Origin of the sequence: Pseudomonas monachiensis (assembly GCF_047345015.1) — a bacterium.
Taxonomy (GTDB): Bacteria; Pseudomonadota; Gammaproteobacteria; order Pseudomonadales; family Pseudomonadaceae; genus Aquipseudomonas; species Aquipseudomonas monachiensis.
On the sequence record NZ_CP178857.1, the window covers coordinates 5,060,404 to 5,083,918 of the forward strand.

General features: G+C 59.5%; 18 protein-coding genes. 14 read left to right on the plus strand and 4 right to left on the minus strand.

The window, feature by feature from the left end; translation table 11 throughout:
* Together moaD and moaC are read right to left on the minus strand one after the other, a co-directional pair.
* Entirely contained in the window at positions 1 to 243 is a 243-nt protein-coding gene (gene moaD, locus ACMDB8_RS22650; RefSeq protein WP_409078408.1) for a molybdopterin converting factor subunit 1, read from the minus strand.
* Positions 240 to 713: a cyclic pyranopterin monophosphate synthase MoaC gene (gene moaC / locus ACMDB8_RS22655; protein ID WP_007972660.1), complete on the minus strand. Its 474-nt coding sequence runs from the start codon at positions 711 to 713 to the stop codon at positions 240 to 242. The genes moaD and moaC overlap by 4 nt, the downstream gene beginning before the upstream one ends.
* 612 nt (positions 714 to 1,325) lie before the next feature.
* Here moaC and ACMDB8_RS22660 point away from each other — a divergent pair.
* Positions 1,326 to 1,769, plus strand: a complete 444-nt coding sequence (locus ACMDB8_RS22660) for an HIT family protein (RefSeq protein WP_409078409.1) — start codon at positions 1,326 to 1,328, stop codon at positions 1,767 to 1,769.
* Between the two features lie 131 nt (positions 1,770 to 1,900).
* On the opposite strand, the gene ACMDB8_RS22665 is transcribed toward ACMDB8_RS22660, so the two are convergent.
* On the minus strand, positions 1,901 to 3,295 hold the full coding sequence (locus ACMDB8_RS22665; RefSeq protein WP_008050144.1) for a PhoH family protein: 1,395 nt from the start codon (positions 3,293 to 3,295) through the stop codon (positions 1,901 to 1,903).
* 336 nt (positions 3,296 to 3,631) lie between these two features.
* Positions 3,632 to 4,756, minus strand: coding sequence for a polysaccharide deacetylase family protein (locus ACMDB8_RS22670; protein WP_056726187.1), 1,125 nt, complete (start codon positions 4,754 to 4,756; stop codon positions 3,632 to 3,634).
* A 244-nt stretch (positions 4,757 to 5,000) separates the two neighbouring features.
* Between ACMDB8_RS22670 and yaaA the strand changes: the two genes are divergently transcribed.
* The 13 genes from yaaA to ACMDB8_RS22735 all read left to right on the plus strand — a co-directional run bounded on the left by yaaA (position 5,001) and on the right by ACMDB8_RS22735 (position 23,298).
* Positions 5,001 to 5,780 (plus strand): peroxide stress protein YaaA, encoded by a 780-nt coding sequence (gene yaaA / locus ACMDB8_RS22675; RefSeq protein WP_056726188.1) that lies wholly within the window; start codon positions 5,001 to 5,003, stop codon positions 5,778 to 5,780.
* A gap of 827 nt (positions 5,781 to 6,607) precedes the next feature.
* Entirely contained in the window at positions 6,608 to 7,924 is a 1,317-nt protein-coding gene (locus ACMDB8_RS22680) for a nucleotide sugar dehydrogenase (RefSeq protein WP_046041959.1), read from the plus strand.
* 200 nt (positions 7,925 to 8,124) lie between these two features.
* Positions 8,125 to 9,606, plus strand: a complete 1,482-nt coding sequence (gene alg8 / locus ACMDB8_RS22685; protein WP_409078410.1) for a mannuronan synthase — start codon at positions 8,125 to 8,127, stop codon at positions 9,604 to 9,606.
* A 36-nt stretch (positions 9,607 to 9,642) separates the two neighbouring features.
* On the plus strand, positions 9,643 to 10,812 hold the full coding sequence (locus tag ACMDB8_RS22690; protein ID WP_056726190.1) for an alginate biosynthesis protein Alg44: 1,170 nt from the start codon (positions 9,643 to 9,645) through the stop codon (positions 10,810 to 10,812).
* A gap of 15 nt (positions 10,813 to 10,827) precedes the next feature.
* Positions 10,828 to 12,327, plus strand: a complete 1,500-nt coding sequence (algK, locus tag ACMDB8_RS22695) for an alginate biosynthesis TPR repeat lipoprotein AlgK (RefSeq protein WP_409078411.1) — start codon at positions 10,828 to 10,830, stop codon at positions 12,325 to 12,327.
* Positions 12,324 to 13,808, plus strand: coding sequence for an alginate export family protein (locus tag ACMDB8_RS22700; RefSeq protein ID WP_056726192.1), 1,485 nt, complete (start codon positions 12,324 to 12,326; stop codon positions 13,806 to 13,808). The genes algK and ACMDB8_RS22700 overlap by 4 nt, the downstream gene beginning before the upstream one ends.
* 26 nt (positions 13,809 to 13,834) lie before the next feature.
* Positions 13,835 to 15,424 carry a mannuronan 5-epimerase AlgG gene (algG, locus tag ACMDB8_RS22705; RefSeq protein WP_056726193.1) on the plus strand — a complete coding sequence of 530 codons (1,590 nt, stop codon included), beginning with the start codon at positions 13,835 to 13,837 and terminating at the stop codon, positions 15,422 to 15,424.
* Positions 15,425 to 15,434: 10 nt separating this feature from the next.
* Positions 15,435 to 16,886, plus strand: a complete 1,452-nt coding sequence (locus tag ACMDB8_RS22710) for an alginate O-acetyltransferase (protein ID WP_409078412.1) — start codon at positions 15,435 to 15,437, stop codon at positions 16,884 to 16,886.
* 8 nt (positions 16,887 to 16,894) lie between these two features.
* Complete coding sequence (locus ACMDB8_RS22715; RefSeq protein WP_056726195.1) at positions 16,895 to 18,019, plus strand: mannuronate-specific alginate lyase; 1,125 nt, start codon at positions 16,895 to 16,897, stop codon at positions 18,017 to 18,019.
* Positions 18,020 to 18,214: 195 nt separating this feature from the next.
* Positions 18,215 to 19,780 carry an MBOAT family O-acyltransferase gene (locus ACMDB8_RS22720; RefSeq protein ID WP_056726196.1) on the plus strand — a complete coding sequence of 522 codons (1,566 nt, stop codon included), beginning with the start codon at positions 18,215 to 18,217 and terminating at the stop codon, positions 19,778 to 19,780.
* A gap of 11 nt (positions 19,781 to 19,791) precedes the next feature.
* Entirely contained in the window at positions 19,792 to 20,967 is a 1,176-nt protein-coding gene (locus tag ACMDB8_RS22725; RefSeq protein WP_056726197.1) for an alginate O-acetyltransferase, read from the plus strand.
* A 14-nt stretch (positions 20,968 to 20,981) separates the two neighbouring features.
* Positions 20,982 to 21,638, plus strand: a complete 657-nt coding sequence (locus ACMDB8_RS22730) for an alginate O-acetyltransferase AlgF (protein WP_056726198.1) — start codon at positions 20,982 to 20,984, stop codon at positions 21,636 to 21,638.
* A gap of 208 nt (positions 21,639 to 21,846) precedes the next feature.
* The gene (locus ACMDB8_RS22735; RefSeq protein WP_056726199.1) at positions 21,847 to 23,298 is read left to right on the plus strand and encodes a mannose-1-phosphate guanylyltransferase/mannose-6-phosphate isomerase; all 1,452 of its coding nucleotides are present in this window, start codon (positions 21,847 to 21,849) and stop codon (positions 23,296 to 23,298) included.
* The last annotated feature ends 217 nt before the right edge of the window (positions 23,299 to 23,515 follow it).

Sequence of the window (23,515 nt, forward strand, 5' to 3'; positions counted from 1 at the left end):
TCAGCCTCCGGTCACAGTCGGAAAGAACGCCACTTCATCGCCCTCACTGACCGGCTCGTCGAGCTGGCACAGGTCTTCGTTGCGGGCGCACATCAGGTTTTGCTCGCTCAACACCTCGGCACCATCACGTTGGGCCAACAGCGCGCGGACGTCGTCGACGGTGGCGAAGTTGCCTTCCACTGTCACCGAGTCCAGACCCAGCGCTTCACGATAACGGGCGAAAAACTTCACGGTAACGTTCATGGCTGCTCCGCCTGGAAATGTCCGCTCTTGCCGCCGACCTTCTCCAGTAGACGCACGCTTTCGATGGTCATGCCCCGGTCCACGGCCTTGCACATGTCGTAGATCGTCAGCGCGGCGACACTGGCAGCGGTCAGGGCTTCCATTTCAACGCCGGTCTGCCCGGACAGCTTGCAGCGCGCCACTATACGCACCGAATCGTCGCCTTCGGCACTGAGCTCGACCTTGACGCCGGTGAGCATCAGCGGATGGCACAGGGGAATCAGATCACTGGTTTTCTTCGCCGCCTGAATGCCGGCAATGCGCGCCACGGCAAACACATCACCCTTGGGGTGGCCGCCGCTGACGATCATCTGCAGGGTTTCGGGCAGCATGCGCACCAGCGCTTGAGCGGTCGCCTCACGGAACGTCACGGCTTTTTCAGTGACGTCGACCATGTTGGCGCGACCTTGGGAATCGAGATGAGTCAGCACGGGATTACTCCTGATCAGGAGCGTCGATTGTAAACCTGCGGGTCAATTTTTCGCACGCTTGATTATCGGCACACCACAAACCAATGTGGGAGCGAGCTTGCTCCGGGCGGCGTTCCGACGATAGTGGCCTGTCATTAACCCGAGATGTCGACTGACACACCGTCATCGCGAGCAAGCTCGCTCCCACAGGTTCTTCATACACACGGACTCGGTGGACAGTTTCAGATGCGATTCCTTATTAAGTTTTAAAAACACAAATTAAAGTCATACCAAACAACAGAAAGAAATGTAACAAAAGCCTACTGAAAATTCGCTTTTCCTGACATCACTGATCAATTTTAATGGGTGCGCCAGCCGATAAGTTACTGATTATTTTATAACAAATTTCGACGTGAGAATTTTCCGTAAGTACGCACTCATGGCCGCCATGAAACTTCCTACAACTAAATATTAGACCGATTTGTTAATTCGAGAAAAAATGACCAGCAAAGCTAACGATCTTAAAAATTTCAGCACTGAGGTATCGCATTAGGTTTTTTCTACTGACCTCCGGCAGCAGCTCAACGGGGCAGGTCCTACACTTCAACCATGGTGGCACACGGGAGACCAGTCATGTCAGCGCGGACAATTCACTCAGGAAAACACATCGTAATCTCTCACTGCCGGGACTGCGACATCCCTGGCTACATGATTATTTCTCTTAAGCGGGACATATCAAGACTCGCAGAACTAAATCCGGCTGAAAGTGCTGAACTGATGAAAGGCTTGGCATTTACGGAGCGAGCTTTAAATACTCTATTTTCTCCTGAGAAAATATACATAATGCGTATTTCCGAGCTCAATCATGAGCTACATTTTCATGTTTTCCCCAGGTATGCCTCCGTGACCCAGTTATATTTGGCGGAACACAATGAACGTATTATTGATGGCCCCTTCTTTTTCAGCTGGACGCGAAAAAAGTTTAGTAGCTCACAGCCTGAGCCGAGCCAAGAGGTATTGAACGCTCAATCAATTCTGACGGAAACCCTCAAGGGCTATTTTTCGCAATCTCTGTAAACAAGACTGCTTTCGGCCCCAGGCTTTGCAGAAACACATTCATCGGTATTGGGTCTGCCCTGAGGCACGGGCCTTTACGTGGCGTACAAAAAAACCGGGCGACCTCGCGGCCGCCCGGCTCCGGTGGACAGTTACAAATGCGATTCGGCGTATTCGGCCAGGATCGAGCGTGGTACCCCTTGCAGGGTGATGTGCACCCCGTTCGGGAAGTCCTTGAAGCGTTCAGTGAGATAGGTCAGCCCGGAGCTGGTCGCGGACAGGTAAGGGGTGTCGATCTGCGCCAGGTTGCCCAGGCACACCACTTTGGAACCGGCGCCGGCACGGGTGATGATGGTTTTCATCTGGTGCGGCGTGAGGTTCTGGCATTCGTCGATCAGGATCAGGCTCTGCTGGAAGCTGCGGCCCCGGATGTAGTTGAGGGATTTGAACTGCAACGGCACTTTGCTGAGGATGTAGTCAACGCTGCCATGGGTGCTTTCGTCATCCATGTGCAAGGCTTCGAGGTTGTCGGTGATGGCGCCCAGCCACGGCTCCATTTTTTCCGCTTCGGTGCCGGGCAGGAAACCGATTTCCTGGTCCAGGCCCTGCACGCTGCGGGTGGCGATGATGCGGCGATAACGTTTGCTGACCATGGTCTGCTCGATCGCAGCGGCCAGCGCCAGGATGGTTTTACCCGAGCCCGCGGCACCCGACAGGTTGACCAGGTGGATGTCCGGATCGAGCAAGGCGTACAGCGCCAGGCTCTGATAGATATCACGCGGCTTGAGCCCCCAGGCTTCCTGGTGCAGCAGCGGTTCCTGGTGCAGGTCGAGGATCAGCAAGCGGTCTTCTTCAATCTCCTTGATCCAGCCGACAAAGCCCTGTTCATCAATGATGAACTCGTTGATGTGCACCGCCGGCAGGTTGTCGATCAATTGCACCTGATGCCAGGTGCGGCCGTGGTCCTGACGGGTTTCGACCTTGCTCACGCGGTCCCAGAAAGAGCCGGTCATGTTGTGGTAGCCGTTGGGCAGCAAGGACACGTCGTCGACCAGCTGGTCGGTGCTGTAGTCCTCGGCCGCGATCCCGCAGGCGCGCGCCTTGAGGCGCATGTTGATGTCTTTGGTGACCAGCACCACGGGCTTCTTCGGGTCGCGCGCGTGCAGGTCGATCAGCTGGTTGATGATTTTGTTGTCGTTCAGATGCTCGGGCAGAATCAGGTTCGGCTCGGCATGCTTGCTCATCAGAATTGACAGCAAACCCTTGGGTCCGCTTTTGCCACGCTGGATCGGCACACCCTGCTCGACATCCTCGGGTGAGGCATCGCCCAGAGTCTTGTCGATCAGGCGGATGGCCTGGCGGCATTCGGCGGCTACGCTGTGATGCCCGCTCTTGAGCTTGTCCAGCTCTTCAAGCACGGTCATCGGGATCGCGACGTGGTGTTCTTCGAAGTTAAGCAGCGCGTTTGGATCGTGAATCAATACGTTGGTATCGAGTACATAAAGGATTGGCTGGTTGGAAGAAGAGCTACGTCCGTGATCATCCATACTCGGTCACCTTTGTGGGAGCCATTCGACGCAATACCTTGACGGTGCTGCGCCTCGAAGTGACTGCCGAATACACCTGCGGGGACTCAAGTGTTCTGCATACATGCGGGGTCTTGGAAGACGCCACCTGTGTTGCAGGTTTCGGCGGTCTGTCTTCGTAATACTCCAAAACGTGTGACAGAAAAAAGTACTTTGACGCTTTTTTGAAGTTTATTTTGCAGATTGACCAATAGCACTTGGCGGACTGCCATCACCCGTTTACAGTCGGAAGTCCACCTGCAACGAATCCCCTTCCAAAATCGCCATAAACCCAATGTTTACGGGGCTTTGTCGTTTTCAGCGAAACGCATCCTGGCAATCCTCCCAGCCGATCCCGACAGGCGCCGTTTGCGTGACCAGCCACGGCAATGCCGTTTTCACTGCATCCTGTTTCACATTGAAATTGATCACCCCGTGCCGCCACAGCAGCATCAGGGTCAGCACCCGTTGCGCACTCGGGTTGCCCTTGAGTTTGCCGGCACCGTCCTGGGCGTCGATGTCCCACAGCGCCACCTGCAGACCCTGAGTCTTGAAGAAGCCTTCAGCATCGGAACGGCGCTGGCCATCGGGCGGACGGAACAGGGGCACGTAGTTCTCCGGCAGCTTGCTCTTGACCAGTTCGGCGCTGCGGCGCACAGAGTCCTGCCAGTCCTGCCAGTGGCTGTGGGAACGGAACTCCCAGCCTTGTACGCCGATGCATTGGCTCGAGTAGGTCTCTTGCAGGTTGCTCACCGAAGCGTCGGCCAAACGCGCCTGGATGTCCTTGCCGAGGACGAAGAATGTCCCGCTCAGGTTCGACTTGCGCAGGTACTCGGCGACCCAGGCGGTGTTATCCGGCGCGGCGTTGGCGGCGCTGTCGAAGGTCAGCAGAAACAGCCGGTCATGCATCCCGTCGCCACTGCGCTCATAGTCGCCAAAATGATCGACTTCGCTGCTGCTCTGCGGAAACAGCGCGGCCTTGCGCAACTGTTCGTCCAGGTATTGGGTATGGAACACGCGGCTCGGCTCGGCCCACTTGATGTAGTAGCTGTCTGCGCCGACCTGGAACCTGGCAGCCTGCTCGCGCAAGGTGGGCATGTCTTCGACCAGGAAACAGAAGGAGGCATCCTGGTCGCAGCTCTGCTGGGCGAAGTTGTAGTTGGCCAGCAGCCGTTGCCACATGCGCTGGCGAACCCGGTTGACCGACTCCAGATTGATCGTGCGCAGGCCCAGGCGCTGGGCCAGGCCGGGTTCATCCAGCGCCTCGCTGGCCAACAGGACGCTGGAAAACATGAGGATCTCGGCTCTGGACGCCACGTCGAACAGCGTCGGATTACCGAGTTTTTCCGGCCAGGTGCTGCGATCGAGCGTCGCCACATCACCCGGTGCCGCGACGGCGCCAAAGCTCAGTAGCCAGATCGAGATGAGAAAAGCGATACGCAATGGGATGTCTCCATAACAAAACCCGCGCGGCACTATATCCCGGGAAGATCAAAAGATCGCAGCCTACGGCAGCTCCTACGCGATCCGATTCCATTTTTGAGCCAACCCGGTCCCGTAGGAGTTGTCGAGCGAAGCGAGGCTGCGATCTTGTCCCATGACACCACCGATCACCTATCACGCTCATAGCTGGAGTCAACACGAACAACCCCCTAGAATCGCCGCCACGATTAAAGGAGACGACTTCATGCTGATGGTGATTTCACCCGCCAAGACCCTCGACTATGAAACACCGCCGGCGACCCAGCGCTTCACCCAGCCGCAGTACCTGGACCACTCCCAGGAATTGATCCTGCAATTGCGCGAGCTGACACCCGCGCAAATCAGCGAGTTGATGCACGTCTCCGACAAGATAGGCGGGCTCAACGCCGCGCGTTTCGGCAGCTGGACGCCCGCGTTCACCCCGGAAAACGCCAAGCAGGCGTTGCTGGCCTTCAAGGGCGATGTGTACACCGGCATGAATGCGCAAACCCTCAGCGAAGCCGATTTCGACTACGCCCAAAAACACCTGCGCATGCTCTCGGGCCTCTATGGCCTGCTGCGCCCGCTGGACCTGATGCAACCCTATCGACTGGAAATGGGCACCAGGCTGGCCAACGCCCGAGGCAAGGATCTGTATGCCTTCTGGGGCTCGCGCATCAGCGAATGGCTGAACGAAGCCCTGGTCGATCAGGGCGATGACGTGCTGCTCAACCTGGCGTCCAACGAGTACTTCTCGGCGGTCAAGCGCAACGCCTTGAACGCGCGCATCATCAATACCGAATTCAAGGACCTGAAGAACGGCCAGTACAAGATCATCAGCTTCTACGCGAAAAAGGCCCGCGGCTTGATGAGCCGCTTCGTTATCGAAGAACGCATCAATGACCCGGCCACCCTCAAGCAATTCGACGTTCAAGGCTATCGCTACAGCGCCGAACAGTCCAAGCCGGACAATCTGGTGTTTCTGCGCGATCACGCACCAGAGTGATGCATCCGGTCGGCGCACGACCTTCACACCCGCTCGTGCGCCGACCCTCGACTCACTTCAGCCTTCCCCGCCTTTTCGCCATTTTCATGGCGCCAGAAAAACACCACCCGATTTTCTAACTTTAGTTTCACTCGACTTCAATCATTTTTTTGCGTAGTGGCACTGACTTTTTTTAACAGTGGTGGCACAAAAATATCCCAGCCAATGAACCGCCTATATATAAAGGGCGAAACGGCAAGTGCTATCAATTTGAGAGCAGTGCCATCTTTCACAATATTTCAAGAAATTTCAGATTTCGCGATGAGCGGACTGGAACTATGTCCAAACGCGCCGCTCATACCACCGGTAACGATTCTCGCCGAGCGTGTACGAGATAACTTACGCAGATAAGCGATTCATGTTGCGAAGTTGAAACACTAACTTGCGCTGACTAATCACTGATTTGGACAACAGCAATCGGACAGGAGATAACGCGGTATGACTATCCCCTACAAGGCCACGACAGCGCCCCATATAAACGTGCTCACCCGAGCACCCAACCGCTTGATCCACGGGCTTTCGGCCTGACATCAAGCGTACAAGGCCGTTGCACCCGCATCCTTCCGACAGGAGGATCGGCTGCATAACAGGGCAAATCATAACAACAAGGCCTAGTTGCGCACACTTTGAGTGCACTTATTTAGACACTCGTAACTTATATGCCAGCACAGGGCATTGTCGTGCCTGTAAGGCACACTTGCGAGTGCACTAAAACACGCTGAACACCATTAACTCCGGCCATCTAATGGCTTGATGTATACAGGCTTGATAACAGAGAGGTAATTGCGATGCGCATCAGCATTTTTGGTTTGGGTTACGTCGGCGCAGTATGTGCCGGTTGCCTGTCTGCACGGGGCCATGACGTCGTTGGCGTCGATGTGGCCAAAGACAAGATCGATATGATCAATGCCGGCAAATCGCCGATCGTTGAACCGGGCCTGGGTGAACTTCTGGCCCAAGGCATCCAGACAGGTCGTCTGCGTGGCACCACCAACTTCGCCGAGGCGATTCGCGACACCGACCTGTCGATGATCTGCGTGGGCACGCCGAGCAAGAAGAACGGCGACCTGGAACTGAACTACATCGAGGCCGTATGCCGCGAAATCGGTTTTGTCCTGCGCGACAAGACCACCCGCCACACCATCGTCGTGCGCAGCACCGTGCTGCCGGGCACCGTGGCCAACGTGGTCATCCCGATTCTCGAAGACTGCTCCGGCAAGAAGGCCGGTGTTGATTTCGGCGTGGCCGTGAACCCTGAGTTCCTGCGCGAAAGCACCGCCATCGCCGACTACGACCAGCCGCCAATGACCGTCATCGGCGAATTCGACAAGGCGTCCGGCGACGTCCTGCAATCGCTGTACGAAGAGCTCGACGCACCGATCATCCGCAAGGACATCGCGGTCGCCGAGATGATCAAGTACACCTGCAACGTGTGGCACGCCACCAAGGTCACCTTCGCCAACGAAATCGGCAACATCGCCAAGGCGGTCGGCGTCGACGGTCGCGAAGTGATGGACGTGGTCTGCCAGGACAAGACCCTCAACCTGTCCCAGTACTACATGCGCCCAGGTTTCGCCTTCGGCGGCTCGTGCCTGCCAAAAGACGTGCGTGCCCTGACCTACCGCGCCGGTTCCCTGGACGTGGAAGCGCCGTTGCTCAACTCGCTGATGCGCAGCAACGAATCCCAGGTGCAGAACGCTTTCGACATCGTTTCCAGCCACGACAAACGCAAAGTCGCCCTGCTGGGTCTGAGCTTCAAGGCCGGCACCGACGACCTGCGCGAAAGCCCGCTGGTCGACCTGGCGGAAATGCTGATCGGCAAGGGCTACGACCTGAGCATCTACGACAGCAACGTCGAGTACGCCCGCGTTCACGGTGCGAACAAGGACTACATCGAGTCGAAGATCCCTCACGTCTCGTCCTTGCTCAACTCCGACTTCGACGCGGTGATCAACAACTCCGACGTGATCATCCTCGGCAACCGTGACGAGAAATTCCGCGCCCTGGTGCAGGACGTTCCACACGGCAAGCAGGTGATCGACCTGGTGGGCTTCATGTCCAAGGCCACCAGCACCAATAGCCGGGCCGAAGGCATCTGCTGGTAACGCGGTATCTGTAGGAGCTGCCGCAGGCTGCGATCTTTTGGCGCCGGCGTGATTGCTGAAGATCAAAAGATCGCAGGCTTCGCCAGCTCCTACAGGGATTCTGGCGTCATCCAGAGCGGGTGCCGCCAGTTTTCACAGGCCTGCCTTAACCCCATCGGGCCACCCCAAAGGCTCGCCCGAGATCGAGACGGATGCAGATTATGCACAGGCTAAAGCACGGCCTACTCCAGGCCGCCGGTTGGCTGTTCTACCTGAGTTTACTGATGGGTCTCGCCATGGCGTTGCCCGTGTCCACGTTCGACTCCGAGTCGAAGGACTTCATTTTCCTGATTGGCGCCGTGGGTATCTGGCGCTACTCGATGGGTGCCACTCACTTTGTGCGCGGCATGATTTTTCTGTACATCGTCTACCCGTACCTGCGGCGCAAAGTGCGCAAGCTGGGCAAAGCGGCTGACCCGTCCCACGTGTTCCTGATGGTCACCAGTTTCCGCATCGATGCCCTGACCACCGCGCAGGTCTACAGCTCGGTGATCCGCGAAGCCATCGACTGCGGCCTGCCGACCACCGTGGTCTGCTCCATCGTGGAAATGTCCGATGAGCTGCTGGTCAAAAGCCTGTGGAACCGGATGAACCCGCCGTCCCGGGTCAAGCTCGACTTCGTGCGCATTCCCGGCACCGGCAAACGCGATGGCCTGGCCTACGGCTTCCGCGCCATCTCCCGGCACCTGCCGGATGATCGCGCCGTGGTCGCTGTCATCGATGGTGACACCGTGCTGGCCGAAGGCGTGGTGCTCAAGACCGTGCCGTGGTTCCAGCTGTTCGGCAACGTCGGTGGCCTGACCACCAACGAATTCTGCGAAGTGCGCGGCGGCTACATCATGAGCGAATGGCACAAGCTGCGTTTCGCCCAGCGCCACATCAACATGTGCTCGATGGCCTTGTCCAAGCGCGTGCTGACCATGACCGGCCGCATGTCGGTGTTCCGCGCCACCGTGGTCACCAACCCGGACTTCATCGCCGACGTGGAAAGCGACTCGCTGCAACACTGGCGCCTGGGCCGCTTCAAGTTCCTTACCGGCGATGACAAGTCGAGCTGGTTCAGCCTGATGCGCCTGGGCTACGACACGTTCTACGTGCCCGACGCGGCGATCAACACCGTTGAACACCCGCCGGAAAAGAGCTTCATCAAGGCCAGCCGCAAACTGATGTTCCGCTGGTACGGCAACAACCTGCGGCAGAACTCCCGTGCCCTGGGCCTGGGGGTCAAACGCCTTGGCGTGTTCACTTCGGTGGTGCTGTTCGACCAGCGCGTGTCGATGTGGACCTCGCTGCTGGGCCTGACCGTGGCGTTGATCGCCAGCTTCAAGTACGGCACCGCGTTCATCCTGGTGTACCTGCTGTGGATCGGCATCACCCGGTTCATCCTGACCTTGTTGCTGTCGTGCTCCGGACACCGGATCGGCCCGGCCTACCCGGCAATTCTCTATTACAACCAGATAGTCGGCGCGCTGGTGAAGATCTACGTGTTCTTCCGCCTCGACCAACAGTCCTGGACTCGCCAACCCACTTCCCTGACCCGTGATCTCGCCAGCTTTCAACGTTGGTTCAACACCTGGTCGTCTCGGACCATGACCTTCTCTGCCGGCAGCATTTTTGTCGCCGTGCTGCTGTTGATGGTCTGACCGAACTCGCCTGAATTAACTAGGAAAACGCCCCCTATGAATACCGCCGTCAACGCCAACGTAGTGCACGAATCCGAAGCCCAGCGCCAACACGCCCGAGTGAAAATCCCGGCCAAGTTGCGTTTCTTCGGCCCTGACCGGACGCCGGTCGAAGCCCGGGTGATCGACCTGTCCGCCGGTGGCCTGGCATTCAACGCCGGTCAGTTGCCGCTGAAGGTGGGTGACGTGTACAAGGCCCGCCTGCAATTCGTCATCGACAACCTCGGCCTGGCCATGGACGTCGAGTTGCAGGTCCGCTCCTTCGACCGCGAGACCGGACGCGCCGGCTGCCAGTTCCAGAACCTGGAACCACGGGACATCTCGACCCTGCGCCACCTGATCACTTCGCACCTGGCGGGCGACATCGTCAGCGTAGGTGAAATGCTGGCGACCCTGCAGCGCGACAACTTCACCAAGGCACGCAAGACGAAGGACGGCGGCCACGGCATGTCCGCGTTCGGCCGCCTGAAAGCCGTGACCTTCAGCCTGGGGATCTTCGTTGTCGGCGTGGCTGCATTCGGCTTTGTCTTCAAGTCGGTGTACGGCATGTACTTCGTCAGCCATGCCCAGGCCGGCCTGGTCAGCGTGCCGGGCGTGAACATCACCATGCCCCGCGACGGCACCGTGCAGAGTCTGGTGAAAGCCGACGGCGTGGCCGCCAAGGGCGCACCGCTGGCAACCTTCAGCACCAGCATGCTCGACGTGCTCAAGGGCCATCTGGACGAAGACCAACTGCAACCGGCCAAGGTTGAAGAACTGTTCGGCAAGCAGATGACCGGCACCCTGACCTCGCCTTGCGACTGCACCGTGGCCCAGCAAATGGTCGCCAACGGTCAGTACGCCAGCAAGGGCGACGTGATCTTCCAACTGGTCCCGCGGGGCGGCGAAGCCAATGTTGAAGCGCGCTTCTCCTATCGCCAGTTCGGCGACGTGCGCCCGGGTACTTCGGTGCGCTTCCAGATCGCCGGCGAGGACAAGAGCCGCACCGGCAAGATCGTCAGCAGCACCAGCCTGAAAAGCGCCGATCTGTCTTCGGACATCCGCGTGCTGATCCAGCCGGACGAAACCCTGGACAGCTCCCTCGCCGGCCGCCCGGTGGAAGTGAACAGCGACCGTGGCCCGAACCTGAACTGGCTGATCGACAAAGCCATGGCTGTCGGTCTTTAAGTCGAGGACATGCCTGTGACTACTCCAACCCTCAACACGCCGCCGACCCTGTGGGAGCGAGCTTGCTCGCGATGGGATCGACGCGGTCTGTCTGATGCACCGAGTCGCCTGCTTCGCGAGCAAGCCCGCTCCCACATGGGCTCTCTGTGTGCCGTTGCATTGGCGGTGAGCCTCGCCGGTTGCGCCGGCCTGCCCGACCAGCGCCTGGCCAACGAAGCGCTAAAGCGCGGTGACACCACCACTGCCGCGGCGAACTACCGGCAACTGGCAGACCTGGGCTACAGCGAAGCCCAGGTCGGCCTGGCCGATATCCAGGTCGACAGCCGTGACCCGGCGCAGATGAAACAGGCCGAGGCGACTTACCGCGCCGCAGCCAGCGTTTCGCCGCGCGCCCAGGCACGCCTCGGTCGTCTGCTGGTGGCCAAGCCCGGTTCCACCGAAGCGGAACAACACGAAGCCGAAACCCTGTTGAAAAAAGCCGCTGCGGCAGGCGAAGGCAATACGCTGATCCCGTTGGCGATGCTGTACCTGCAATACCCGCACAGCTTTCCCAACGTGAACGCCCAGCAGCAGATCAGCCAATGGCGTGCCGAGAACAAACCGGAAGCGGGTCTGGCGCAAGTGCTGCTCTATCGCACCCAGGGTACCTACGACCAGCATCTGGATGACGTGGAAAAAATCTGCAAGGCCGCGCTCAACATCAGCGATATCTGCTACGTCGAACTGGCCACGGTCTATCAGAAACAGGCCAAGCCAGAGCAACAGGCCGAGCTGATCAAGCAGATGCAAGCGGCTCATGCCCAAGGCACCGTTTCGGCGCAGCGCGTCGACAGCGTCGCCCGCGTGCTCGCCGATGCCTCCCTGGGCAAGACCGACGAGAAAACCGCGCAGTCGCTGCTCGAACCGATCGCACCGGGCTACCCGGCATCGTGGGTCACCCTCGCGCAATTGCTCTACGACTTCCCGGAACTGGGCGACGTCGACCAGATGATGAAGTACCTGGACAACGGCCGCGCCGCCGACCAGCCTCGCGCCGAACTGTTGCTGGGCAAGCTCTACTTCGAAGGCAAACTGGTGCCGGCCGACGCCAAGGTCGCCGAAGCGCATTTCCAGAAAGCCGTCGGCCGTGAAGTCGCTGCCGATTACTACCTCGGCCAGATCTATCGCCGTGGCTACCTGGGCAAGGTCTACCCGCAGAAGGCTCTCGACCATCTGTTGACCGCTGCGCGCAACGGCCAGAACAGCGCCGACTTCGCCATTGCCCAACTGTTTTCCCAAGGCAAGGGCACCAAGCCTGATCCGCTGAACGCCTACGTCTTCAGCCAACTGGCCCTGGCCCAGAACACTCCGCAAGCCACCGAGCTTGCGCAAACAATCCAAACGCAATTGCCGCCCGACCGGTTGGCCGAAGCCCAACGCCTGTTGAAACAAGAACAGGCCGTGCGCGGTGCCCTGAGCCCGAACACGCCGGAAATGCATGCCCTGCAAGAAGAAGATGGCGAGGAATCCCAATGAAGTTGAATCCATTCATGAAGGCCGGTATTGGCCTGACATTCGCGCTGATCTGGTCTTGCCCGACGCTTGCTGCGATGACTGAAGAAACCAAGAACTTCGGCCTGGACGTGAAAATCACCGGCCAGTCCGAAGATGACCGCGACCTCGGCACCGCTCCCGGCGGCGACGTCAATGGCGTCGGCCTCGACCTGCGTCCGTGGGTCTACGGCGAAAGCGGCGCGTGGAGCGCCTACGCCATGGGTCAGGCGGTGACGTCCACTGACATCATCGAGACCGACACCCTGCAACAATCCGATGGCGCCGAGAACACCGACAACGGTGATCGCGAGACCAAGAAAAACTACCTGGCCATGCGTGAGTTCTGGGTCGGCTACAGCGGCTTCACGCCCTACCCCGGCGAGATCCTGAAGTTCGGTCGCCAGCGCCTGCGCAATGACGACGGCCAATGGCGCGACACCAACATCGAAGCCCTGAACTGGACCTTCGACACGACCCTGCTGCGCGCCAACGTCGGTATCGCCGAACGCTTCAGCGAGTACCGCACCGACCTCAAGGAATTGTCGCCACAAGACAAGGATCGCCTGCACGCCTACGCCGATGCCGCGTACCAGTGGACACCGGGCAACTGGGTCGGCATTCGCGGTCATCACACCCATGACAACGGCAAGCTCGATTACCCGGAGCCGGGTGTACCGACCGATTCGCTGGACAAGAAACAGAACGGTGACATCAGCTGGCTCGGCCTGACCGCCGACAGCGACGCCTACAACTGGCGCAACACCAACACCGTCAATTACTGGGGCAGCATCACCGGCATGAGCGGCGACATCGACAAGGTCAACCCGCTGAACGCCGACGGCACGCCGCCAACTGAAGCCAAGCGCGGTGAAGACCTCAACGGCTGGGCCACCGATGTCGGCGTGCGTTTGCGCCTCGATCCGCAATGGCAAGTCGGTGCCGCCTATGCCCGCGCCAGCGCCGACTACGAACAGAACGGTCTGGAAAGTAACCGCTCGAACTACACCGGCACCCGCTCGCGCGTGCACCGTTTCGGCGAGGCCTTCCGTGGCGAAATGAACAACATGCAGAGCGCCACCCTGTTCGGTTCGTGGATGCTCAACGACGAATACGACGCCAGCCTGATCTACCACAAGTTCTGGCGTGTCGACGGCAACAAGCCGGTCGGCAGCAATGGCATCAACGCCGTCGAGAACAACACCGACGATGTGACCGGCGCGATCCTCTCCAGTACTTCGCTGCCACTGAACGATGGCGAGAAAGACCTCGGTCAGGAAATGGATCTGGTGGTCACCAAGTACTTCAAGCAAGGCTTGTTGCCGGCGTCGATGAGTCAGGCGATCGATGAGCCTTCGGCCCTGGTGCGCTTCCGTGGCGGCGTGTTCAAGCCAGGCGATGCGTACGGCAAGGAAGTCGATTCGTACATGCACCGTGCGTTCATCGACGTGATCTGGCGCTTCTGATGCAAACCGCGAAGGGAGTCTCCCAGATGAATCATCCAGCCCGAAAAGGCTCGATCAGCCTGTTGGCCGGCGCGATGCTGCTGGCCAGTGCGACTGGCTTCGCCAATGTGGCGCCGGCCAATGTGGAACCGGCCAAGCCGGTAACCACGGCCAAGGAACTGCAACAGGCCAAGACCTACACCGTCAGCAGCGCACCGACCGCGCCGCTGGAACTGGCCAAGCCGAAACTGCCGGACGTTTCCGGCTACACAGCCGAAGCCATCGCCGCGAAGATCATGCGCAGCAAACCGGGCAAGATCAGCCTGCGCCGGATGATGCAGGAAGACGCCCTGAAGGACTTCATCGGTGGCGACAACAAGATGGCCGAGTGGGTGGTGCGTCAGCACGGCATTCCCCAGGCGATCTTCGTCGACGATGGCTACATGAACCTCAAGGACCTGGCGAAAAAGGTCCCCAAGCAGTACTTCAGTGAAACCTCGCCGGGTGTGTACCTGGCGAAGTTGCCGATCGTGGTCGGTCGTCACGGCATCCTGGAAATCGACAAGCAGACCCAGGAACTGCGCCTGTCCCAGGAGGCCGGTGCGTTCCTGGTCAACGACGGCCAGTTGTTCGTGCGCGACACCAAAATCACCGGCTGGCGCGAGAAGGACAACGGCCCGGCGACGTTCACTTCGCCGAAGGAGTTCCGTCCGTTCCTGCTGTCCTGGGGTGGTACCGAGACCTACATCGCCAACAGCAAGATCGCCAGTTTCGGCTATGCCAACAGTAAGTCCTACGGCGTGAGTATTTCCCAGTACACGCCGAACATGGCCAAGGTGCTCAAGCGCCCTGAGCCGACCGGCTGGATCGTCGGCTCCGAGTTCTCGGACATGTGGTACGGCTTCTACTGCTATGAGACTCGCGACTTCGTGGTCAAGGGCAACACCTACAAAGACAACATCGTCTACGGCATCGATCCGCACGACCGTTCCCACGGTCTGATCATTGCCGACAACACGGTGTACGGGACCAAGAAGAAGCACGGGATCATTATTTCCCGTGAGGTCAACGACAGCTTCATCTTCAACAATCGCAGCTATGACAACAAGCTGTCGGGCCTGGTGATCGACCGTAACAGCGTCAACAACCTGATTGCCCACAATGAGATCTACCAGAACCACACCGACGGCATCACCCTCTACGAGAGTGCCGACAACCTGCTGTGGGGCAACAAAGTCGTCAGCAACCGCCGCCACGGCATCCGCATTCGTAACAGCGTGAACATTCGCCTGTACGAAAACGTCTCCATGGCCAACGGCCTGACCGGTGTCTACGGGCACATCAAGGACCTGAGCAACACCGACCGTGACATCAAGCTCGACCCGTTCGACGCCCAGGTGTCGCTGATCGTGGTCGGCGGTGAGCTGGCGGCAAACGGCAGCGGACCGTTGTCCATCGACTCGCCGCTGAGTGTCGAGTTGTATCGCGTGTCCATGCTCGCACCGACCAAATCCAGCGGCATCAGCTTCACCGGCATTCTTGGCGAGCGCCAGGATGAAATTCTCGACCTGCTGGTGCGCCAGCAGAAAGCCGTGCTGATCGACCCCGTCGAACGCCAGACCGAAATGCGGGACTGAGGATAATCTTATGCACCCACACTTGATCAAACTACTCAGCCTTTCGGCCCTGACCGCCGGCATTCTCGCGGCCAGCGGCGGCGCGCGTGCCGATGAAGTCCAGGCTCCAAAATTCACTGCCGAACCGTGCTGCAGCCTGTGCCCGGCCGCCCACGACCCGAAGAACTACACCACCCGTTATCAGCAGAACTTCACCACGCTGGTGCAGGCCCAGGGTGACTGGCTGTTCCGTACGCAAGAAGACTTGCGCACCGAATTCGACACCACGCCCGCCGGCTACAAACGCATGAAACAACTGCACGATGCGTTCAAGAGCAAAGGCGTGGAACTGGTTGTCGTGTACCAGCCGACCCGTGGCCTGGTGAACCGCAACAAGCTCAACCCGGCGGAGAAGGCCAGCTTCGACTTCGACAAGGCGCTGAGAAACTACAAGTCCATGCTCGGTCGTTTCGCGCAGATGGGCTACGTCGTTCCGGACCTGTCGCCACTGACCAACGAGTCGTTGCCCGACACCCTGCCCGCACACGATTTCTACTTCCGTGGCGACCAGCACTGGACCCCGTACGGCGCCCAGCGCACGGCGAAAATCGTCGCCGAGAAGGTCAAGCAATTGCCTGAGTTCGCCGACATTCCCAAGCGCGAATTCGAGACCAAAAAATCGGGTCGCATGGGCAAGACCGGAACATTGCACAACATGGCCGGTCAACTCTGTGGCACCAGCTACGCGATCCAGTACATGGATCAGTTCACCACCGAGCCGAAGGGCGAAGCGGGCGATGGCGATCTGTTCGGCGATTCCGGCAATCCGCAAATCACCCTCGTGGGTACCTCCCACAGCGGCAAGAACTACAACTTCGCCGGTTTCCTCGAAGAGGCCATCGGCGCCGACATCTTCAACGTAGCGTTCCCCGGCGGCGGCCTGGAAGGTTCGATGCTGCAGTATCTGGGCAGCGACGAGTTCCAGAAGAACCCGCCGAAGATTCTCATCTGGGAATTCTCGCCGCTGTACCGCCTCGACCAGGAAACCATCTACCGCCAGATGATGGCGCTGCTGGACAACGGTTGCGAAGGCAAGGATGCACAGATGTCCGGCAGCGCCACGCTCAAGCCGGGCAAAAACGAGTTGATGGTCAACAGCAAGAACATGGACCTGCGCAACGGTAGCCACCAGGTCGACATTCGCTTCGCCGACACGTCGGTGAAAACCCTGCAAGCCACCCTCTGGTACATGAACGGTCGCCACGAGGACATTAAGATCGACAAACCGGAAACCTCCGACACCGACGGGCGTTTCGCCTTCGAGTTGCGCACGGACGAAGACTGGGCCTCGCAGAACCTGCTGGCCGTTGAAGTCCAGGGCCCGGAACAAGCGGGTGCCGCGCCACAGAAAGTCGAAGCGAAAATCTGCAAACGCAACGTATTCCCGGGCGCCGAACAGCGTACTGCTTCGGTCGGGCAATGAGGTCTGCTATGCGCTATCCGAAATTTTCAACTCTGTTGGCACCGACGCTCTTGAGCCTGGCGATGTTCGCCGGGGCCACGCAAGCGGCTGCGCCACTGCGTCCACCCCAGGGCTATTTGGCGCCTGTGGATAAATTCAAGACGGGCGACAAGAGCGAAGGCTGCGATGCGGTGCCGACGCCGTACACCGGCTCGTTGCAATTTCGCAGCAAGTACGAAGGTTCGGACAAGGCCCGCGCGACCCTGAACGAGCAGTCGGAAAAAGCCTTCCGCGAAAGCACCGCCGACATCACCAAGATCGAGCGCGGCATCAGCAAGCACGTGATGCAGTTCATGCGTGACGGTCGCCCGGAACAGCTTGACTGCATGCTGAACTGGCTGACGACCTGGGCCCAGGCCGATGCCTTGATGTCCAAGGACTTCAACCACACCGGCAAGTCGATGCGCAAATGGGCGCTGGGCAGCATGGCTTCGGCATACATCCGCCTGAAGTTTTCCGACTCCCGCCCGCTGGCCACCCATCAACAGCAAGCGCAGTTGATCGAAGCCTGGTTCAGCAAGATGGCCGACCAGGTGGTCAGCGACTGGGACAACCTGCCGCTCGACCAGACCAACAACCACTCGTACTGGGCCGCCTGGTCGGTGATGGCCACCTCCGTCGCCACCAACCGTCGCGACCTGTTCGACTGGGCAGTGAAGGAATACAAGGTCGGCGCCAACCAGGTCGACGCCGACGGCTACCTGCCCAACGAACTCAAGCGTCAGCAACGGGCCCTGGCTTACCACAACTACGCCCTGCCGCCGCTGGCGATGATCGCCAGTTTCGCTCAGGTCAACGGTGTGGACTTGCGTCAGGAAAACAATGGCGCACTCAAACGCCTGGGTGACCGGGTGCTGTCCGGGGTGAAAGACCCGGATGAGTTCGAGGAAAAGAACGGCAAGGAACAGGACATGACCGACCTGAAGGTCGACTCGAAATTTGCCTGGCTCGAACCGTTCTGTTCGCTCTACACCTGCTCGCCCGAGGTGCTGGCGAAGAAGCACAAGATGCAACCGTTCAAGTCCTTCCGCCTCGGCGGTGACCTGACCAAGGTCTACGACCCGGCCAATGAAAAGGGCAGCAAGGGTTCCTAGACCAGACACAACCCCCTGTAGGAGCTGCCGAAGGCTGCGATCTTTTGATCCTGTTTTTAAAAAATCGCAGCCTTCGGCAGCTCCTACAGGGTCGGTGTCGAAAGTAGGTTTTGTGAGTTAGCCCCCCGGATTTCCGTGGGGGGTTTGGGGGGGCCGTTGGCCCTTGACTGTTGGTTCAAACAAGGAGAGACCGGGATGGTTTTTTCATCCAACGTGTTCCTGTTTTTGTTCTTGCCGATCTTCCTCGGCTTGTACTATCTGAGCGGGCAACGCTATCGCAATTTGCTGCTGCTGATTGCCAGTTACGTGTTCTACGCCTGGTGGCGTGTGGACTTCCTCGCGCTGTTCGCCGGCGTCACCCTGTGGAACTACTGGATCGGCCTGAAAGTCGGGGCCGCCGGGGTCAGGACCAAACCGGCGCAGCGCTGGTTGCTGCTCGGCGTGGCCGTCGACCTGTGCATCCTCGGCTACTTCAAGTACGCCAACTTCGGCGTCGACAGCATCAACGCAATGATGACGTCGGTGGGCCTTGAGCCCTTCATCCTGACTCACGTGCTGCTGCCGATCGGGATCTCGTTCTATGTCTTCGAGTCCATCAGCTACATCATCGACGTCTACCGTGGCGACACCCCGGCGACCCGCAACCTGATCGACTTCGCGGCGTTCGTGGCGATTTTCCCGCACCTGATCGCCGGCCCCGTGTTGCGTTTCCGCGACCTGGCCGACCAGTTCAACAACCGCACCCACACCCTCGACAAGTTCTCCGAGGGCTGCACGCGGTTCATGCAGGGCTTCATCAAGAAAGTCTTCATCGCCGACACCCTGGCGGTGGTGGCCGACCACTGCTTCGCCCTGCAAAACCCGACCACGGGCGATGCCTGGCTCGGCGCGCTGGCGTACACCGCGCAGCTGTATTTCGACTTCTCCGGTTACAGCGACATGGCCATCGGCCTTGGCCTGATGATGGGTTTCCGTTTCATGGAGAACTTCAAGCAGCCGTATGTCAGCCAGTCGATCACCGAGTTCTGGCGCCGCTGGCACATCAGCCTGTCGACCTGGCTGCGTGACTATCTGTACATCACCCTCGGCGGTAACCGCAAAGGCACGCTGATGACCTATCGCAACCTGTTCCTGACCATGCTGCTCGGTGGTCTGTGGCACGGCGCGAACATCACCTACATCGTCTGGGGTGCATGGCACGGCATGTGGCTGGCGATCGAGAAAGCCATCGGCCTGAACACCTCGCCACGCAGCTTCAACCCGATCCGCTGGGCACTGACCTTCCTGCTGGTGGTGATGGGCTGGGTGATCTTCCGCGCGGAAAACCTGCACGTCGCCGGACGCATGTACGGCGCGATGTTCAGCTTCGGCGACTGGTCGCTGTCGGAACTCAACCAGGCCAGCCTCACCGGCCTGCAAGTGGCAACCCTGATCGTGGCCTACGTGACCCTGGCGTTCTTCGGCCTGCGGGATTTCTACACCAATCAGCCTCCGGTCAAGACCAAGCCTGCCGTGAACGTCGACACCGACGGCCCGGCCGCTGCGACACCGGGAACGATCAAGGCCGTGCCAGGGGATAACCCGGCGAGCATCCATCAGCCTGGCTACACCGTCGGCGTCGAAGCCCAGGTGCAACCGGCCTACTGGACCGCTGACTGGTCGCGCTATGTGATGCGTGCACTGGTGCTGCTGCTGTTCATCGCCTCGATTCTCAAACTCTCGGCGCAAAGCTTCTCGCCGTTCCTTTACTTCCAGTTCTGAGGGATCTGACCATGACCCGCTCATTACGCATCTTCTACATCGCGCTGTTCCTGGTGACCCTGCTGGTGCTCGGTCTGTGGTCGGTGCGCAGCTTCTTCGGCTTCAGTACCAACGCCGATGCGACGGTGCTCAACGGTCGCTGGACCAAGGCCGTGGAAACGCACTACGACGACGAGTTCCCGATCAAGCGCCTGGGTACCAACCTGTGGGCCGCGCTGGATTTCAAACTGTTCAACGAAGGTCGTCCGGGCGTGGTGCTCGGTCGCGACCAGTGGTTGTACAGCGATGAAGAATTCCACCCGGTGGTCAACGAAGAGCTGAACCTGCAAGGCAACTACGCGCTGGTCGAAGGCGTGCGCCAGACCTTGAAGGAAAAAGGCGTGCAACTGGTGATGGCCGTGGTTCCGGCCAAGGTTCGCCTGTACCCGGAACACCTCGGTGAGGTGAAACCGGCGAGCATCCACGCCAACCTCTACAAGGACTTCCACCAGCGCCTGGCCGCCGACCGGATTCCGGCCCCTGACCTGCTCGGCCCGCTGCAACAGGCCAAGCAGGATGGCCAGCAAGTGTTCCTGCGCACCGACACCCACTGGACGCCGCAAGGTGCCGAGATCGCCGCCAACCGTCTGGCCAGGACCATTGCCGACAAGTACCCGCTAAGCGGCGAGCCGCAGCGCTTCGTCACCGAACCTGCCGAGACCATCACCCACAAGGGCGACCTGCGTCTGTTCCTGCCACTGGACCCGCTGTTCGAAAACCTGATGCCTAAACAGGAGCAATTGCAGAAGCGCAATACGGTCGCGGCTGAAGATCAATCCGCCGGTGACGACGCGCTGTTCGCCAACACCGAAGTGCCGGTGGCCCTGATCGGCACCAGCTACAGCGCCAACCCCAATTGGAACTTCGTCGGTGCGCTCAAGCAAGCGCTGAACAGCGACGTAGTCAATTACGCCGAAGACGGCCATGGCCCGATTCTGCCGATGCTCAGCTACCTCAAGAGCGACGCCTTCAAGAACAGCCCGCCACAGGTGCTGATCTGGGAGTTCCCTGAACGATATCTGCCTGTGAACAACGAAATCGGCGACGCCGACCCGCAGTGGGTCGCAGAGCTTAAACAAGCCGGCGCCCGCCAACAAAACGTAGCCATCAACAACAAATCCGAGACGCCCGACCGGGCGCAAAACTGAAAGAGAGGTACACCATGACTTTCACTACAACTCCTCGTCGTCTCGCCAAACGCCTTGCCCTGGTTGCCGGCCTCAGCGTGCTGTCGGTACAGGCTTTCGCCGGTGGCGACGCCGCCCTGTACGGCCCGACCGCACCGAAAGGCTCGACCTTCGTGCGTATCTACAACGCCAGCAACGCCGAAGTCAGCGCCACCGTCGGCAACACCAACCTGAGCGATGTCGCGCCACTGTCGAGCAGTGACTTCAGCTTCATGCCGGGCGGCGACTACAGCGCCAAGGTCGGTAGCCAGAACCTGCCGGTGAAACTGGCCGGCGACCACTATTACACCCTGGTCAACAACGCCAGCGGCGCACCGCAACTGATCGAAGAGCCGCCGTTCAAGAACAAGCAGAAGTCCCTGGTACGCGTGCAAAACCTCAGCGACAAGGCACTGACCCTGAAGACCGCCGATGGCAAGACCGACGTAGTCCCGAACGTTGCGCCCAAGGGTCGCGGCGAACGTGAAATCAACCCGGTCAAGGTCAGCCTGGCCTTGTACGACGGCACCACCAAGGTCGGCGACGTGAAACCGGTCGCCCTGGAACGCGGTGAAGCCGCGGTGCTGTACGTCACCGGCAGCGGCAGCAGCCTGTCGCCGGTCTGGGTAAAACGCCCGGTGTCGACGCGCTAAAGAACTTTCCGCAGAGGTAACGTCGATCTCTGTAGGAGCTGCCGCAGGCTGCGATCTTTTGATTCTCGGCGTCATTGAATGCGCCAAAAGATCGCAGCCTTCGGCAGCTCCTACACAGGCAGCGCAACCCCTGCGACACGGAACAAAAACAAGAGTGAAACGACAGAACGCAGTAGCTCTAACCAATCGATATTCAAGGAGTAACAACATGATTCCGGTGATCTTGTCAGGTGGTAGTGGCTCACGTCTTTGGCCGCTTTCCCGTAAACAATTCCCTAAGCAGTTCCTGGCCCTGACCGGCGAACACACCCTGTTCCAGCAAACCCTGGAACGCCTGGTGTTCGAAGGCATGGACACGCCAATCGTGGTCTGCAACAAGGACCACCGCTTCATCGTCAACGAGCAATTAGCGGCGCGCAAACTGGAAACCCAACGCATCCTGATGGAACCGTTCGGTCGCAACACCGCGCCGGCCGTGGCCCTGACTGCGATGATGCTGGTCAGCGAAGGTCGCGACGAGCTGATGCTGGTACTGCCGGCCGACCACGTGCTGGAAGACCAGAAAGCCCTGCAACGCGCCCTGGCCCTGGCCACCGTCGCCGCCGAAAACGGTGAAATGGTGCTGTTCGGCGTGCCGGCCACCAAGCCGGAAACCGGTTATGGCTACATCAAGTCGACCAACGACTCGCTGCTGCCTGAAGGCGTCAGCCGTGTCTCGCACTTCGTCGAAAAACCCGACGTGAAGCGCGCTACCGAGTTCGTCCAGTCCGGCGGTTACTTCTGGAACAGCGGCATGTTCCTGTTCCGCGCCAGCCGCTTCCTCGAAGAGCTGAAGAAGCACGATCCGGACATCTACGACACCTGCCTGCTGACCCTGGAGCGCAGCCATCAGGATGCCGACACCATCACCTTCGACGAAGCCACCTTCGCCTGCTGCCCGGACAATTCCATCGACTACTCGGTGATGGAAAAAACCCAACGCGCCTGCGTCGTGCCGCTGACCGCGGGCTGGAGCGATGTCGGCTGCTGGTCGTCGCTGTGGGAGGTCAATAAAAAGGACGCCAACGGCAACGTCACCAAAGGCGACGTGGTGATCCAGGACAGCAAAAACTGCATGATCCACGGCAACGGCAAGCTGGTGTCGGTGATCGGCCTGGAAAACATCGTCGTGGTCGAAACCAAGGACGCCATGATGATCGCCCACAAGGACAAGGTCCAAGGCGTGAAGCAGATGGTCAACACCCTCAACGAACAGGGCCGCAGCGAAACCCAGAACCACTGCGAAGTCTATCGTCCGTGGGGCTCCTACGACTCGGTGGATATGGGCGGGCGCTTCCAGGTCAAGCACATCTCGGTCAAGCCGGGCGCGTGCCTGTCGCTGCAGATGCACCACCACCGCGCCGAGCACTGGATCGTGGTCAGCGGCACCGCCGAGGTGACCTGTGACGAGAACGTGTTCCTGCTGACCGAGAACCAGTCGACCTACATTCCGATCGCGTCGGTGCATCGCCTGCGTAACCCGGGGAAGATTCCGTTGGAGATCATCGAAGTTCAATCGGGTAGCTACCTGGGCGAAGACGATATCGAGCGGTTTGAAGATATCTACGGGCGCTCGACGCCGGTTGAGCGTGGCGTGTCGGTGAAAACCATCGCGCAGTAACGTTCAGTAAAACAAGAAGCCCTCGTCCAGCCTGCTGCGTTCCCTATCCGCAGCAGGCTGGGCGGGGGCTTTTTTTTTTTGCACTGGGTTTTTGTAGTGCCTCGACTGGCCTCTTCGCGAGCAAGCTCGCTCCCACAGGGTATTGGGTCGACCGCAGATTTTGTGCTCGACTCGGTCCACTGTGGGAGCGAGCTTGCTCGCGATGGCGCCAGTCAGC

Coding starts and splice junctions, on each gene's coding strand:
- ACMDB8_RS22680 (WP_046041959.1), top strand. CDS start 6,608: ATGCGCATCAGCATTTTTGGTTTGGGTTACGTCGGCGCAGTATGTGCC.
- alg8 (WP_409078410.1), top strand. CDS start 8,125: ATGCACAGGCTAAAGCACGGCCTACTCCAGGCCGCCGGTTGGCTGTTC.
- ACMDB8_RS22735 (WP_056726199.1), top strand. CDS start 21,847: ATGATTCCGGTGATCTTGTCAGGTGGTAGTGGCTCACGTCTTTGGCCG.
- algG (WP_056726193.1), top strand. CDS start 13,835: ATGAATCATCCAGCCCGAAAAGGCTCGATCAGCCTGTTGGCCGGCGCG.
- ACMDB8_RS22700 (WP_056726192.1), top strand. CDS start 12,324: ATGAAGTTGAATCCATTCATGAAGGCCGGTATTGGCCTGACATTCGCG.
- yaaA (WP_056726188.1), top strand. CDS start 5,001: ATGCTGATGGTGATTTCACCCGCCAAGACCCTCGACTATGAAACACCG.
- ACMDB8_RS22725 (WP_056726197.1), top strand. CDS start 19,792: ATGACCCGCTCATTACGCATCTTCTACATCGCGCTGTTCCTGGTGACC.
- ACMDB8_RS22730 (WP_056726198.1), top strand. CDS start 20,982: ATGACTTTCACTACAACTCCTCGTCGTCTCGCCAAACGCCTTGCCCTG.
- moaD (WP_409078408.1), bottom strand. CDS start 243: ATGAACGTTACCGTGAAGTTTTTCGCCCGTTATCGTGAAGCGCTGGGT.
- ACMDB8_RS22660 (WP_409078409.1), top strand. CDS start 1,326: ATGTCAGCGCGGACAATTCACTCAGGAAAACACATCGTAATCTCTCAC.
- ACMDB8_RS22690 (WP_056726190.1), top strand. CDS start 9,643: ATGAATACCGCCGTCAACGCCAACGTAGTGCACGAATCCGAAGCCCAG.
- ACMDB8_RS22715 (WP_056726195.1), top strand. CDS start 16,895: ATGCGCTATCCGAAATTTTCAACTCTGTTGGCACCGACGCTCTTGAGC.
- ACMDB8_RS22665 (WP_008050144.1), bottom strand. CDS start 3,295: ATGGATGATCACGGACGTAGCTCTTCTTCCAACCAGCCAATCCTTTAT.
- ACMDB8_RS22710 (WP_409078412.1), top strand. CDS start 15,435: ATGCACCCACACTTGATCAAACTACTCAGCCTTTCGGCCCTGACCGCC.
- ACMDB8_RS22720 (WP_056726196.1), top strand. CDS start 18,215: ATGGTTTTTTCATCCAACGTGTTCCTGTTTTTGTTCTTGCCGATCTTC.